General features: G+C 57.7%; 11 protein-coding genes and 1 pseudogene. 2 read left to right on the forward strand and 10 right to left on the reverse strand.

Annotated elements, in window-relative coordinates:
* The first annotated feature begins 3 nt into the window (after positions 1 to 3).
* A complete protein-coding gene (locus AB4Z51_RS33350; protein ID WP_441498819.1) occupies positions 4 to 405 on the forward strand; it encodes a hypothetical protein in 402 nt (133 codons plus the stop codon).
* Between the two features lie 378 nt (positions 406 to 783).
* On the opposite strand, the gene AB4Z51_RS33355 is transcribed toward AB4Z51_RS33350, so the two are convergent.
* From AB4Z51_RS33355 to AB4Z51_RS33400, 10 genes and pseudogenes are all read right to left on the reverse strand, one after another.
* Complete coding sequence (locus AB4Z51_RS33355; RefSeq protein WP_441498820.1) at positions 784 to 1,110, reverse strand: hypothetical protein; 327 nt, start codon at positions 1,108 to 1,110, stop codon at positions 784 to 786.
* A gap of 658 nt (positions 1,111 to 1,768) precedes the next feature.
* Positions 1,769 to 1,900: pseudogene (locus AB4Z51_RS33360) on the reverse strand (5-aminolevulinate synthase); the annotation flags it as partial.
* 524 nt (positions 1,901 to 2,424) lie between these two features.
* On the reverse strand, positions 2,425 to 4,011 hold the full coding sequence (locus AB4Z51_RS33365) for an MFS transporter (protein WP_135216205.1): 1,587 nt from the start codon (positions 4,009 to 4,011) through the stop codon (positions 2,425 to 2,427).
* Between the two features lie 198 nt (positions 4,012 to 4,209).
* Positions 4,210 to 4,539, reverse strand: a complete 330-nt coding sequence (locus AB4Z51_RS33370) for a hypothetical protein (protein WP_135216206.1) — start codon at positions 4,537 to 4,539, stop codon at positions 4,210 to 4,212.
* 773 nt (positions 4,540 to 5,312) lie between these two features.
* Positions 5,313 to 6,683, reverse strand: a complete 1,371-nt coding sequence (locus AB4Z51_RS33375; protein WP_441498821.1) for an aminotransferase-like domain-containing protein — start codon at positions 6,681 to 6,683, stop codon at positions 5,313 to 5,315.
* A 276-nt stretch (positions 6,684 to 6,959) separates the two neighbouring features.
* Positions 6,960 to 7,220, reverse strand: coding sequence for a c-type cytochrome (sorB, locus tag AB4Z51_RS33380; RefSeq protein ID WP_441498827.1), 261 nt, complete (start codon positions 7,218 to 7,220; stop codon positions 6,960 to 6,962).
* Between the two features lie 77 nt (positions 7,221 to 7,297).
* Positions 7,298 to 8,506 (reverse strand): SorA family sulfite dehydrogenase catalytic subunit, encoded by a 1,209-nt coding sequence (sorA, locus tag AB4Z51_RS33385; protein WP_135216209.1) that lies wholly within the window; start codon positions 8,504 to 8,506, stop codon positions 7,298 to 7,300.
* A gap of 243 nt (positions 8,507 to 8,749) precedes the next feature.
* Entirely contained in the window at positions 8,750 to 9,736 is a 987-nt protein-coding gene (locus AB4Z51_RS33390) for an MBL fold metallo-hydrolase (protein WP_441498822.1), read from the reverse strand.
* 847 nt (positions 9,737 to 10,583) lie between these two features.
* A complete protein-coding gene (locus AB4Z51_RS33395; protein ID WP_244623335.1) occupies positions 10,584 to 11,183 on the reverse strand; it encodes an HD domain-containing protein in 600 nt (199 codons plus the stop codon).
* 1,627 nt (positions 11,184 to 12,810) lie between these two features.
* Complete coding sequence (locus AB4Z51_RS33400) at positions 12,811 to 13,185, reverse strand: response regulator (RefSeq protein ID WP_135216212.1); 375 nt, start codon at positions 13,183 to 13,185, stop codon at positions 12,811 to 12,813.
* Between the two features lie 304 nt (positions 13,186 to 13,489).
* Between AB4Z51_RS33400 and AB4Z51_RS33405 the strand changes: the two genes are divergently transcribed.
* Positions 13,490 to 14,131: a response regulator transcription factor gene (locus AB4Z51_RS33405; RefSeq protein WP_135216213.1), complete on the forward strand. Its 642-nt coding sequence runs from the start codon at positions 13,490 to 13,492 to the stop codon at positions 14,129 to 14,131.
* Positions 14,132 to 14,222 lie beyond the last annotated feature (91 nt).

The following is a 14,222-nucleotide window of genomic DNA, read 5'->3' on the forward strand; positions in this document are numbered from 1 at the left end:
TCGATGTTGACCCACCTCCGGACAAAGATGCACCCGAGCCTAAGCCCTCCCGCTCGGAAGAAGCGCGGCGAGTCGTCGCCGAATACGCCGACGGCTTGCGGCAGATCATTAAAAAGCTGCGGCGCGAGGATTGAAGGGCCTATTGCGCTTTCGAGCTTTCTGGCTAGGATTGTAATCTGGCTTAGGTCGATCCTTGGATTTGGCGGTCCCCGGTTGGGCGCGATGTTCGAAGATGCAGCCAAGTTCCGTCGCGAGTATGAGGTGTGCCGCGAACAAGCGGCCAAGACCCACGTCTCGTCCTCTAGGGATCAGTGGCTCTTGTTTGCCGACGAGTGGCTAAAGCGGGCGCAAGCCGCAGAAGCTCTGGCGAAACGCGAGAAAGCTGAGTGCGCCGACGCGAAGTAAGGCCGCGCCTCCTTCTTGTCCGCAAAAGCCACGTTGCGCCCTTGCCCATCCTCCCGTTACCGGCGGTGGTTCTCCAACCCTCATACTACCATCATCGGTGACATGACCGGGCAGCAAGCTCCAGCGGCGGCCACGCTACGAAATTGACGCCGGGCCTGCGCTAGGCATGACGTCTGCGGACCCACGCCAAGCTTAAAGATAGAGCGCCAAGGCCCTGCCGTAGAGCAGCACCCAGCCGAAAAAGTCGAAGGGCGCGGATTCGGCGCGTAGGCGGTCGCTGTGCCGGACATCCGGGGCGCATCGCGGCGGGATCGATTTCCTTCGGTCGTTCGATCAGCGCGGGATACTCGGCCGTCATCGGGAGCGATGTGACGCGCGTCAGTTCCCTGACAAGGTAATCTGCTTCTCTCCGACTCCGCTGACCATCTTGTGGATGGTCGATGTGTGAGATGGCCCGGATTGTTCGAGAGCGCGAACCGGACCCGCGTGCCGGGCCGGATGGCCTGGTATCCGTTCTGCAAAAAGATCCCGACAGTTAAACAGCGTCGACGACGAGAAACGAGAGGATCGACTTCGAGAGGTCGCCCGGTCGCCCTTGCTCAAGGCGAGGTTGCCGTCGGCGGGAGCGACGACGGTCGTCTGCGCGAGGTCGTACTTCGCCTTGTGCTCCTGCACGTCGAATGCCCGCCCGGAGTTTTCACGCATTCGCGGCATCGGGGGTGAGGGTCCCACTATCTCCGCCAGTGCGCCCTCTGCCGGTGCCGAAGATCAGCTACTCACAGATAACGAGATTTTCCTTCTCGCGCCGATGTGCTAAACATTACTTGCGGTGCCCCTCAAGGGTGCCACACAAAAATAGATCGCTGGACCGAAAAGCCCAATAAAATCAATTCCCGGCGGGATCGCTATCACAGTTCAATCCTGTCTGGCAGCACCAGCTTCCCCCTTTGATTTTTAGGCTCTTTGGAAAACCATCGGGGTAGGCGCAGTGAGTACAAATGCAGAAACGTGCGCGGGAATGCGCCTATAGCGGCACGCTTCTCGCACGCTAAATCTCGCTTGGTTCTGCAGTGCCATGAGCGGCCCCGCATGGAGAGGATTCCAAATGGTGACATGTCCGATTTGCGGAAACGAAATCGGAGAGCTTCCAAGAACCGGTGATGCCGAAGGGTTTGATTGCAAGCAACACGGCAAGTTCAAGGTCTCAAGGACCTCGAGGCTGAGCCGAGTAAGAGCGCCGGGCGCGATAGTTGAGTCCGCGGCGCGCTATCTCTCACCGGTTGAGTTGGCCTAGGAGTTTCCACCGTCAGGAATACGAAGGCCGGCCCATCGTCGTGCAGTCATGTGCACAGGACGATCGCGCTCAAATCGTTTGCGAGCTCGCTAAAGCGACCGGCGCGAACCAGGCGTCATCGTGGTAGGGCGTCGCGGTAATGCGCAGCCGCTCGGTGCCGCGCGGAACGGTCGGATAGTTGATCGGCTGGACAGTATCCCCCATCAGGAAACGGGGGAATCGTAGCTGACTCGTGGCTCTTCACACAGCCAGGGTCAACAGCAGCAGTCAGCTCAGCGATCACATGGCGCACGCTCTGCCGCAGACAGCCGACATAGCGACGGCTCTTGCGTTGTTCTGCTCAGGAGCGATTCTGTTGAAAAAGTCCGATCTGCGCGCATGCCTATTTTCTAAGGGCTACCGGTGCGGTCGACGCCGTTAGACACGGGGCGCCACGTCAATCTGCGCTGAATCGCTCTTCGATCTTCCTAGCTTTGCCGTGAAGGCTGTTCTTGCCGGAATTCGCCCTGAGCTGATCTCAGCGACATTTTGCGCTGGTACTATTTTCGACTTTTTCAACAGTATCGATCATCAGCCGACTTCGGTAAACGTCCGCATTGTTTTGGCGCTGCAAAATCTCGGGGCCTAAGGTCCTGTGGGCTATTCGATCGGGTATTCGGTATTGGCGGTACGGCAGCCGTCATGGCTATGATTTGGCTGGTCCTCACTTAAGCGCGATACGACTCCTAAAATACCGTGCCCGTTGGGGAGCGCGGCTTGCGCTGCCCCAAACCGGCGGCGAGCAAAGCACCGCCGACATGGCAGATGGCAATCCCGACAAGGGTGACTGAAAAGGCTCGCGTCACGGTTGCCGGAACGGCATGCGCGCCAATGACGGAATAGAACAGGCCGCCGAGCACCGCGATGCCGACCGCGGCACTGACCTGCAACGTAGAATTGACAATGCCGCCGACAAGACCTGCGTGGCGCGGCTCCACGCGCTCGACAATCGCCCGCATCATCGTCGGCATGGACATGCCCATGCCGAGCCCGACGACCGCCACCGCTGGACCCAGCAACGTCCACGGCGGAGCGACGCCAGCGGCGAAATGGGAAGCAATCAACGCGATCGCGATAGCGCCGGTCGCCGAAAGAGAAAAGCCGAGCGACGTCGCTGCCCTTCCTAACCAGCGGCCGAACAGTGGACTGAAGGTCGACCCGGTCACGAAGCCGATGGAAAACGGAATGACTCCGAGCCCGGCCTGCAGGGCGGTAAAGCCAATCGCAGCCTGGAGATAGATCGAATAGATCAGGAAGAACGTGGAAATGGCGTAGAGCGTCATGATGGCGCCCAAGCCGCGCATCAGGCCAGGCTGTTGAAAGATTTCAAGAGCGATGAGCGGATCGCCACCGGCCCCAGCCAGCCGGATTTCGTAGCGTCGGAACCACTCGACGAAGATCGGCGTGGTCAGCAACATGACGATCGACCACACCGGCCAGCCGCGCTCGCGCCCTTCGACCAGCGGCAGCACGAAAGCCGTAAGTGCTGCGCAGGACAAAACGACGCCGCCCCAGTCGAGGCGCGGACGGCGTTCGCTACGCGTGTCCCGCAGCACGCGGAGCGTGGCGATGAATGCGACAACCACGATCGGCACATTGATCAGGAAGATCAACCGCCAGCTCAATCCGCCGATATCGGCGGCAACGAGGGCGCCGCCCACAAGTTGGCCCACGGCCGAGGAGAGGCCGAGGGTGATGCCATAAATGCTGAGCGCGCGTCCGCGCTCGCGCGGCGGAAACAGGGCATGCACGGACGCCAGCGCTTGCGGGGCCATGGCGGCGGCGGCCATCGCCTGCAACAGGCGCGCCATGATGAGCGAGGATGGCGACCAGGCGAGGCCGCAGAATGCGGAAGCCAAGGCGAAGCCGGCAAGGCTGATCAGGAAGATGGACTTGCGCCCATAAATATCCCCAAGCCGTCCACCGGTGATGAGAAAGACCGCATAGACCACGGAGTAACTTGAAATGATGAGCTGCGCGTCCGCCGCCGTCGCTTGCAGACCCGACGTGATCGACGGCATTGCGACAATGACGATGAAGAAGTCGAGCAGCGCCAGAAATGAACCCACTAGTAGACACGCGAGCGCCCACCACCGCTTTGGATCGAGATTTTGGACCTCGCTCTTCGCTGGTGCCGTGGGAGTTATCGACCTTTCGTGCTTCATTTTTCTTATCTTTGCTTTCGTTCGACCCATGTCCGGTGGGGCGACGGCGAGCCCGCCGCGGAAACCCGTCGCGCGGCAGACTGCAGCCGTGCCGGCATGCGTGGACATGATCTGCTCGGGGAAGATCAGACGAATGAATTGCCTCGCGCCCGCGTATGAACTTTGCGAGCAATTGACGCGGAGCGCGCCTCGATGCCGACGGCGGCCTTGTCGATAGCGAGCTGGCACGGAACGCCGCGGTGTTTCTTGTCCGCGAGTGGGTGCTCTATCGCGCTCTTAGAGTGAAGAGCCAAAGCGCCTTGCCTGCTAATCCTTCCGTCGGACTAGCTGTTGGCCATAAAGGCACGTCTCCAGTTCAACGTAGCTTGGCAGGATAGAAGCGTCGCCAGTTGTTAACCCCATGCATATTTTCTTTTGGGACGGTGCATATTGCCCCCACTGCGTTTGAAGCTGATCTTTTGCCTGTTGCTCGGCGTCAGCACATTTTTTTATCGTTGCGTTCAAACCTGCATTTGGATCGACTGCGGAGGCAGTCTCGACTTTGCATCCCAATTCAATGTTGAAGTCTGGAACATGATCCGCAACCGTGACGATCAGTTGCGAAGCCAGTACTAGGGCTGACAGTGAAATTATCATCTTCTTTCTCCTCATGTTTGATAGTTGGGTTCGTGCAGTCTTGTCGCATGAGATCGCGACATCGACTTACAATGATCCGGCTCCGGGACAGACGAGCTCAAGGCTGGCGGCGTTGGCTACCGACATCATCCGCTTATGGAGGTTGAAAAGGAGCCACAGCATTCGTGAGTTCATAAGTGTAACTAGCGACCCCGAGAATAACATCAGGCACAACGCCAGGACGATTAGCGTGACCAGCGTGATCAACCACAAATGATGATACTCTCGCTCCAAGACGGGTGTGCCTGGTGTCTGGAAGATCTGAGCTTTGTCGGAGCAGCCAAACAGCAACGCTACAGATGCTGAAGCCAATAGCCAGAATGATCTGAGACCAAACGCGACTCGCGCCGTCCGGTTCCGTTCGGGCCCCGCAATCGGCTCGTCAGATTTCAAAAGACTTGAACCACGATCTTTGGCAAAAGGCATGCGAGCACCCACTCTGCGAGGCAGAAAGTTGTGCGCGTAAGGACTCATTCAAACCTCATCCGCGCATCGAACTGTCTAATTGCGTTTGCACGGATTGAAGTAGCATTCCGCCTGCCGCAGATAAAGCTCGCTACGATGACAGTGTATGGACCGAGGACCTGCGGGCGATAAAGAATCTGCATTCAGCGTGGGCCAACGCAGTCGAGCGGTCTCGATAGATCAGAACCGCCGTCGGGTACTTCAGTAGCCGGGAGGAAGTACTGAGCGGCTCGTGTTAGCGACGACACAGTTGCTTCGACCGGGTTGAGTCAGACTGACTTGTTCAATTGATGATTCAATGCGGCGGCGACGAGATTCAACGCTCTGATGAGATCGGATCGACTGGTGGCGGCGCCGAGCGAGATGCGAACAGCGTGCGGCGGAACTCTATCGACGGCGAATGGTTCGGAGGTGCAGACCGCAAGACCTTGACCCTGAACATGCGACGCGAATTCGGTGCTCGTCCAATCACCGAGCAACGGGATCCAGATGTGATGACCGTTGGGACGTGCGTAATAGGGGTGTCGCGCGAGCGCGCTGGCGGCCAGCTTCTGTCTTGCTGCCGCTTCGGCGCGGACGGCATCAATGATCGCATTGGCGCTGCCGTCCTGCAGCCACCGCGTGACGAGCGCGACTGTGAGGGGCATCGGCATCTGAACGCTCGCTCGCAGCGCAGCCGCCAGAAGCTCTTTGGACGCGTGGTCGGGGGTCAGAACAAATGATACACGGAAGCCRGGAGYGATACACTTTGAAAGGCTCGCCATGAAGTATGTCCGCTCCGGAATCAGTGACGCAAGCGGCACCGCCTCCGGCTCGAGTGCGCCGTRGGCATCGTCTTCCAGCAGCAGTACGTCGTTTCTCCGCAATACCTCGGCCACCTCCTGGCGCCGCGGAAGCGGCATTGTCGCGGTCGTCGGGTTGTGGATCGTCGGAACCAAATACACCGCCTTGGGGGCATGTCGCCGACATGCCTCTTCGAGCGCGGCCGGAACGACGCCGTCCTCATCCATCGGGACCCCGACCAGGCGAACGCCCGCATATCCGGCCGCGGCCCTTATCCCGGGATAGGTCAGCGCTTCGGTGAGAACCACATCACCTGGCGACATCAGCGTTTCAAGCAGATTGAAAATTGCGTTCTGAGTTCCGGGGCAGATCACGAGGCGATCACCACGCGCGTCCGCAATGCGCGAACGGAGCCACTCCGCAGCAATGTTGCACTCTGCCTGGCATGTTCTAGGGTCCCGGTAAGTGAGAAGCGCGGAGAACCCAACCTCGCGCTGGATCGCTGCGAGTCCGCGCGTGAGCCGCCCTTCCAGGTCGCTGTCCAGCGGTTGAGGCGGAAGAATCATCGAAAGGTCGACGTCCGGCGCCTGGTACGAGCTGCGCCTCGGGAACGATAGACACTCGACGACGAACGTGCCTTGCCCGGCGCGGGTCTGCGTCAGCCCGCGGTGCCGAGCTTCCGTGTAGGCGCGCGTCACCGTGGTGAGATCGATGCCGAGCGTCTTCGCCAGCTCCCGATGCGTGGGGAGCTGTTGTCCGCGCACTAGCCTTCCGCTCTCGATGTCCGCGGCCAAGGCTGCCACAATGCGCAAATAAACCGGGCCTTCGCGATCGGTTAGTGTAGGAGTCCAGCTCATACAACTGCCCCTCGTGTTAGGACCAAGACTGAATTCCGAGGCCACCAACGTGATGGGGCTACGTGTAGCTGATCGATATCCTTCGGTAGTATTTTTACCTCCACGTTGAGGGAGCCCTCCTCATGAACTTGGTAGATGTGGTCCATCTCCTCAAGACTTCTTTTGAGGAAATTGCACGAACACGACTTCGTTGCTGCCATCTCGATACGGGCTCGAACGGGCATCGCAGTGGTCGTTCACCGTTGTCCGACTGATCGATACAGCGGGCTGGTCGCTTTAATACGTCTGCGAAAGATACTCGACGATCTTGTCGACGTCCGCTTCGTCGATCGGTGCGCCGTACACCTTGATCATCTTCATGACCTCGGCGTGCCAGAAATCCTTCTTGAATTTGGGGCCCTGTGGCTGAGTCTTGATGTAGTCGGCTGAATGACATGCGGTGCAGTTGTTCTGGACGACTTCCAGGTTTGGCCCTGGCTTGAAAGCAGCTGTCTCCTCGGGAAGGTTGTAGGAGACAGGCTTGGCCTTCGCCAACATCGGACCGTAAGCAATTCCTGCCAAGGCCATCCCACCCAGGAGGCCAGTCATAACCACGAGCTTCATGACCACTCTCCTCAAGCTGCCACAATACGATAGGTTTCGACGACGTTGCGCAGGTAGCCAGCGGGATTCCACAATGGCTGCAAGGGCTGCGTTTGTCCGTCATTGCTGGTCGCGCGGACCTTCAACTCATGCGCGCCGGCCGGCAATTTGACCATCAACGTCCATTCGCGGAATGAGTACCGGCCGAGATTCTCGCCGAGGCGTGACGGCGTCCAGATCTGTCCGCCATCGGTCGAGACCGCGACCTCTTTGATGCCGCTTCCGCCATCGAATGCAATGCCTCTTAACGGCGTCTCAGCACCAGCCTTCACCTTGGCGCCGTCAACGAGACTGGTCAGAAAGGAGCGCACGGTGAATTTATTGATTGGAATGGTCGCCTTTGGCGCCGTTCCCGGCTCGACGCAGTTGCAGTCATTGTCCGGAATTCGATAGGCACTCTTCATCCAGAAATTATTGAACACCGTGTCGATGACAGTGATTTCGTTGAGATGCTTGACCCAGTAGGTGCCATAGTAACCGGGCACGATCAGGCGCAGCGGATATCCGTTAAGGACCGGAAGGTCCTCTCCGTTCATGGCATAGGCCAGTATCACATCGCCGTCTCTCGCATGATCGACGTCGAGTGCCTTGGCAAAATCCGGCGTCCTGTCGCTGACCGGACCATCGAGCGCACCGAATACGACTTGCTTAGCACCAGCCAGCATGCCGGCTTGGTCGAGGACTGCCTTTAGAGAAACGCCCTTCCAGCGTGCATTGCCCATGGCGCCGTTGGCGAGTTGACCACCACCGACGCGCGGATCAAAAAATCCACGGCTATTGCCGGAGCATTGATTGACTGCCACGAGCTCAATGGCCGGCATCTTTTTGATCTCGGCCAGCGACAACTTCAGCGGCTTGTCCACCTTCCCTTTGATCTCGACGGAGAAAGTATCCGGATCGATCTCCAGCGGAATATCGGCGAGATGGTAGCGCACGAAGAACGCATCGTTCGGTGTGATCACACCTTCATTGAACACGGAGAACGGCGTCTCTAACTGCGGCGGCCGGCTGGTCAGGCCGATCAGCGGACGCTTCTGAGGGTATTTGATCAGCGGCCGCTCGCCATTGCCAAACGGCAACGTCACAGTCTCAGCCAAAGCCAACTTTGATGAAAAAGATATAGCGGCACCGGACGCCGCAAGCATCATTCCGGAGTGCATGAGGGTGCGTCTGTCGATCATGGTGGTCCTCTCGTTGCCTTCGTCAAAATGAAGTTCAGCTGTCGCTGATCTCAACCGGGTCGGGAATGATGTGGCTTTCGACCGGCATCACCTTGCGGATCGTCTCGTGGTGCCAGCGGCGAAATATCGGCCGAACTCATGCCGGTCGGCCACCGCGCAACGTCGGCGCTATGCTTTTCGAAAGCGTTGGCGACMGACTGGCACGTGTGGACAGATCGCCTTCGAACGTAGATTGCACGACGTTCACGATGGGTCTTCCTGCGAACGTGCCGGAAGTCCTTCGTACACAAGCTTTGTGAAGAATTCCGGACCGATTACGAATCTTCCCCACTTCGCGTCGAAGGCGGCGGTCGGCTTCGCCGCTATGACTTCTTCGAGGGATTTTCCCTGTGACTTCAGTGCAGCGACCTTATCGCGCACCGCGACCAGCATATCGCGAAATTCAATCAATTGAGCGCGGTTGCCGACCTGCCCATGACCCGGAACCAGGATTGTTTTATCCGTGGTGTGGTCGATAATCTTATTGGCAAATGCGATGGCCGAATTGACGCTGCCGCCGTCTTCGTTGTCGATGAACGGATAGTTTCCGTTCCAGAACGCGTCGCCGAGGRCCATCACATCGGCCTTTTCGAAATACACCACCACATCGCCATCGGTATGGCCGGCGCCGAAATGCTCCACCTTTATAGTGTCACCTGCGAAGGTGAACTCTTTCTCATTTTCCACGAGGATCGTCGGGCGCGCGCCGGCTGGAACGGGATCGAACGTCCAATTCCAATCATCGACGTGAGCGGTCTCGGCAAGATGCTTCAGCGTATTTATCTGCGCAATGATCGAGGCGCCGGCTGCATGCATCCACTCGTTTCCGTCGGTATGATCCCAGTGCCAATGAGTGTTTACGACGTATTTCAACGGTGACGGGCTGAGGTTATTGAGAGCCTCCTGCAACTTTTCTTTTGAAGGCTTGATGCCCGAATCGACGAGGAACTTACCCTCGCTTCCGGAGAGAACCACGATATTCGCGCCGGATCCCATAAGGACATTGATGTTGCCGCGAAAAGGCACAGTGACGATGTCGCCCTTGGCTCGCTCAAGATAATGCGCGCCGGCCCCAGTATGGAAATAGTCTCCCTTTATCGGCGCGGTGGCGGTTACGGGGGCCGCATATCCAAAAGCAAGAGCCGAAATGAATACGGCGATCGATGGAATCGTAAGCCGGCTGATTGCCATGACTGGATCTCCTTTCCCAACGCAATCGGCGCAACGAGTTGGCCATATGCGTCAGAGATGTTTTGCATGCGTTGCGCTTGCCTGGATTGAAAATAGCGTTCGCTGTCCGGAAATAAACCTGGCGCCGATGACAGTGTATGGACCGAGGACCTACAGGCGCGAGCACCTCGGCACATTAGATATCCACGACCATGGACGCGTTCAGCTACTAAGATGCTGTCTGCGCTATCAAACGACAGTTTGTCGAATTGCATTTAGCGACCGCGTGGCTGCTGCGTGGCAGGGCTTGTTCACTCGCTCGTTGATGCAGTGTGCTCTAGACCTGCTGTGGCGCGATTCAACGGACCTTTAGTGTCCGACCGATCGGCTAGCGTCCAGAAGACGGCTTGGGCTTCAAAGCTTTTTTTTCATTCGTCAAGAGCTGATCGTACAATCGATCGATTTCGCGCGCTTCGTCGGGTGTGACATCCTCCCGACCTAAAGCTCTGAGCTCTTGCGCCGTCGGCTGGTTATTATGACCATTCCGAATGGGCCAGGGCTCTTTGCCAGTCCGCGCGGTCTGACCGGCGGCCTCCAATCGGGTCGCCAACAGTATCGTGAAAGCCGCTGCGATCCACTTGCAAGACATGACTTATCCTCGATGGCTATCGATAGGGTTCTCGTCAAACGCAACACTTTGGTCGGCCTGTCATCTCTGATTGACATGCGTTCAGTCTAAAGCTGCGACTTCATGCGGACCGGGAATCATCTCTCTATCATCTGTGCTCTCGCGTTTGGCTCGATACGAAATCCGAAAACCTAGAATTCGGATACATTATCGGGCGGGAGTGGGCTGCGATGGGACCCGTTACCCACTCCAAGGCGACTGCAATATAAGTTTGCAGAAATCCACTCTCTGGAAGTGGGGGTCGCGGTAAGCGAGCACGTCGTCATTGACGGTCCCGAATGTACTGTTCGGCCTGTGCTTCATCCCGTTATAGAACGCTTCGATGATGTCGTTCTTAAACGAGTCGCCACGTGGATAAGCTGCCAGAACTGCGTTACGTTGGGCTTCGGTAAACTGCTCGTATGCGAGGCCCATAACGTCCATTTCTACTCCGGAAGTCAAAAGGGCCACCTCGGCTTGCTTATGCTCGGGAATTCCCGGCGTGGTATGCAGCGAGACCGCGTCCCACACTGCTTCGACGCCCCTTTCGGGGATCCCGTGCCTTCTCAGGAAGTCTCGAGCGGCATTGGCGCTGTCGACTTCGAAACGGTTGGCGGATGCCTGATATCGTTCCGTAAGACCTATGTCGTGAAACATCGCGCCGACGTAGAGAAGCTCGTGGTCAAACCTCAGGCGACGTCGTTTTCCGGTCAGAGCCCCGAAAAAATAGACGCGCGTTGAATGATTGAAGAGAAGATCCGTTTCGGTGTCGCGGATCAGCTGCCTTAATTCCTGGGCCATTTTACTGTCCGGAATTCGCACCCCATCGATGGCTACGGACGTTGGATCACTTCCATGATCGCAATCCACACTGCATACATGTTGGGTGCCATCTTTTGGGGTCTTCGCACACATCTTTTTTCCTTTCAGAGTGAAGACGCACGGAGGTCCCGCTTCAAAGCTAAGCGACCGCTGCGGTCGGAGAGCGCCTCATCTGCAACTTCTGTGCGATCCTCGTGTTGGATCGCTCGCTCCAGATCGTTCATCATTGATAGCGATGCGACGTTAACTACGGAAATGAAACGATTGCAGCCGCCAGATGAGGACTCTGCACGACCGCTGGACTGCGAAGGGCACTGGAGCGCACCAGGCAACGAAAAACATCGTGGGACGGAGGTAGTTGGTCGAGGAAGGCGAAGCGCGAGAAGTGATCAAGCCGTTGAAACAGTGGTACGCGCTCGGACGCCAATCTACGACCGTCATGACCTGCTTGCTTTTACGTGACTGCGCGCGCGAGACAGGCCCAAAAACGGCGCGAGAATGACCGCAACGAACACTCGTCGATCCATTGAGCACCCATTGTCTACGATTGTTAGGCGCCGCGCCGCTCTGCTAGACTTATAGTAACGCGGTCGGCCTTGAGACGAATGGTTGACCTCCTCATTCGTACTGTCCTGGGCGGATGCCGAGTCAGATTCGGTGTCAAGTTGCATCGCAACATTTTTGCTAACCCAGGGAGAGATCACGAAATAGGCGAGGCCTTGCCCGAGTGCACAAGCGTCAAGGCCCCGCGCGAACACGACGGCGGCTGAACCGTCGAGGTGAGCTGCGGGTCAAAGCCGGCCTCTGCCACATCGTACAACACGGGCCGCTACCGTTTAGTGGCGGTCGCCGCGCGCTCGCGCTGACTGATCGCCTTGCTACTGACTGTTGCGCAACCCCGTGACCGCAAGCTTAGCCAGCTCGAAGTCGGTCCGATCGTCGGCACCACGGCTCCGCAGCTCCGCAGCTCCGACTGACGAAGCGTAGCTCGAGACGTGCAATCGAACATCGTCCGGCCACGAACCGCATTCAGGGCAATTGATGCCCCGCAATGGCGTTCGTAGGCGTGTGGCGTGAGGATCACGCGCCCTAGATTCCGCCGAAGGAGCGCAGAGGCAAGCCGCGACCCCAGGAGTGCCTCTGCAGAACGCCAGCTTTTGGTCAAGCAGTCGCGCTGAGCTCGGGGAAGTCGTGTGGCTCGTGGGAAGAGATCGGCAATCGCCCCCCGCAAAACATTTGCGCTCTGGTCCGCCCACTAATTGCCATTATCAACGTTGAGGCCGCACGAGCAAGATAGGCGCAAACTCGGCGATCCATTGAGGTCGACGAATTTCGGCTTTGCATCAACAAACGCCCGCGCATGCGCAAGCTACCGTGTCGCCGTAACTACCCGCGGCGCTCAGCTCTTCACTTCCAGCACCACGACAATCCTCGACTTGTACCGAGGGCAGCGTGCGTACCCGCGGCCCGGCTACAGACCTTTCACAGCATCTCGATCTCGCTCTCACGCCACATGCGGGGGTCGCCTGCGACTCAACGAGCGTCCCCATCCAGAGGCTTCGTCTGGTTTACTCGCCATCAATCCCGCAAAATGCCGGCCATCCGCTCACCTCGATGCACGCAGCGTCCGCTCAATGCATTCGACAAGATCATCTATTTCAAACGGCTTACGAAGCAAGCCCGCTGCACCGGCAGAGGCTGCTCTGCCCTCCAGGTTTTCCTCTGTGTGTGCAGTAATCAGCACAACAGGAACTACTGACCCGCGAGCCTTCAGCCATTTAATCAGCTCTAGCCCACTCATTCCGGGCATATGAATGTCTGTGACGATGCAATCGCATGATACGATTGCAACTGTGCTAGTATACGCCTCCGCGGAAGTGTATCCATCAGCACCAAACCCCAGCGAGGAAAGCGACTCCACCAGCGCCATCCGGAATGGTTCATCATCATCGATGACTGCGATCTCGAGCTCTCTCGGCACTTTGCATTCAACTTCAGCTGGGAAGCGTGGAGCACGCAGTACACTCGCACGAGCCGAGGTTTGGCGAAATCATACGAGAGTGTTACCTTGTCCGCCCGGCACGGTTGAATCTTGATAGGTCTATACTGGTACCCTTATTTCAGCCGTTTGCTTAAAGTCCGATGCCCTATCTAAGCCGTTGTCACCGGACGACTTTTTCGCAAAGATCTGGGGATGCAGGCATCCTCGGCCTATACCAGCTTTGATCGCAACATCCGTGCCATTTTGATAGCAGTTGACCCGAGATAGGGTTTAAACTAGGAGCATGCTATCTGGAGAGAAGACAAAGCCCCTGGTGCATGTGGTTGATGACGACGCGTCTATGCGAAGCGCGTTAGCGGATCTCTTTGATTCAGTGGGCCTACAAACTCAGACCTATGCAACAGCGGAGGACTTTCTTTCGGCTAGGCGGGCCGACCGGCCAGGCTGTATCGTTCTGGATGTCCGCTTGCCGGACGTAAACGGTCTAGAATTCCAAGGACGTCTGAGTCAAATCGGCGTCGGCATGCCGGTGGTGATGATCACAGGCTTCGGCGACATTTCGATGTCGGTTCGTGCCATGAAGCACGGCGCCGTGGATTTTCTCCCAAAGCCGTTTCGCGACCAGGACATGCTGGACGCAGTCATTACTGCCATTGACCGGGACCGCCAACGCCGAAGTTCTGAGTACGATCTTTCTCAGCTAGAGGAGCGATACAAGGCTCTCTCACGCCGGGAGCAGGAGATCATGTGGCACGTTACCGCCGGCAAGATGAATAAACAGGTAGCTAGCGATCTCGGTATCAGCGAGATCACGGTCAAGATTCACCGTGGCGCGGTCATGCACAAAATGATGGCGCAAAGCTTTGCCGAGTTGGTCCGAATGGCCGACGCTTTGAAAGCTCGCCGTAGCAATCCTGGAGGCTAGCAAAAAGTCACTCGCCGTCTCCAGAGATGTACCGTCACAGGCAGCGCAGCCGCAAACGCTTGCGTACCAGTCGATAAGAACGCCACCGGCG

Origin of the sequence: Bradyrhizobium sp. 2TAF36 (genome assembly GCF_052114925.1) — a bacterium.
In the GTDB taxonomy this organism is placed as follows: Bacteria; Pseudomonadota; Alphaproteobacteria; order Rhizobiales; family Xanthobacteraceae; genus Bradyrhizobium; species Bradyrhizobium barranii.

What these genes read in the sequence shown, in the direction of transcription:
- AB4Z51_RS33350 (WP_441498819.1), top strand. Translation starts at nt 4, where the DNA reads ATGTTGACCCACCTCCGGACAAAGATGCACCCGAGCCTAAGCCCTCCC.
- AB4Z51_RS33355 (WP_441498820.1), bottom strand. Translation starts at nt 1,110, where the DNA reads ATGCGTGAAAACTCCGGGCGGGCATTCGACGTGCAGGAGCACAAGGCG.
- AB4Z51_RS33365 (WP_135216205.1), bottom strand. Translation starts at nt 4,011, where the DNA reads ATGTCCACGCATGCCGGCACGGCTGCAGTCTGCCGCGCGACGGGTTTC.
- AB4Z51_RS33370 (WP_135216206.1), bottom strand. Translation starts at nt 4,539, where the DNA reads ATGATAATTTCACTGTCAGCCCTAGTACTGGCTTCGCAACTGATCGTC.
- sorB (WP_441498827.1), bottom strand. Translation starts at nt 7,220, where the DNA reads ATGTTGGCGAAGGCCAAGCCTGTCTCCTACAACCTTCCCGAGGAGACA.
- sorA (WP_135216209.1), bottom strand. Translation starts at nt 8,506, where the DNA reads ATGATCGACAGACGCACCCTCATGCACTCCGGAATGATGCTTGCGGCG.
- AB4Z51_RS33395 (WP_244623335.1), bottom strand. Translation starts at nt 11,183, where the DNA reads ATGGCCCAGGAATTAAGGCAGCTGATCCGCGACACCGAAACGGATCTT.
- AB4Z51_RS33405 (WP_135216213.1), top strand. Translation starts at nt 13,490, where the DNA reads ATGCTATCTGGAGAGAAGACAAAGCCCCTGGTGCATGTGGTTGATGAC.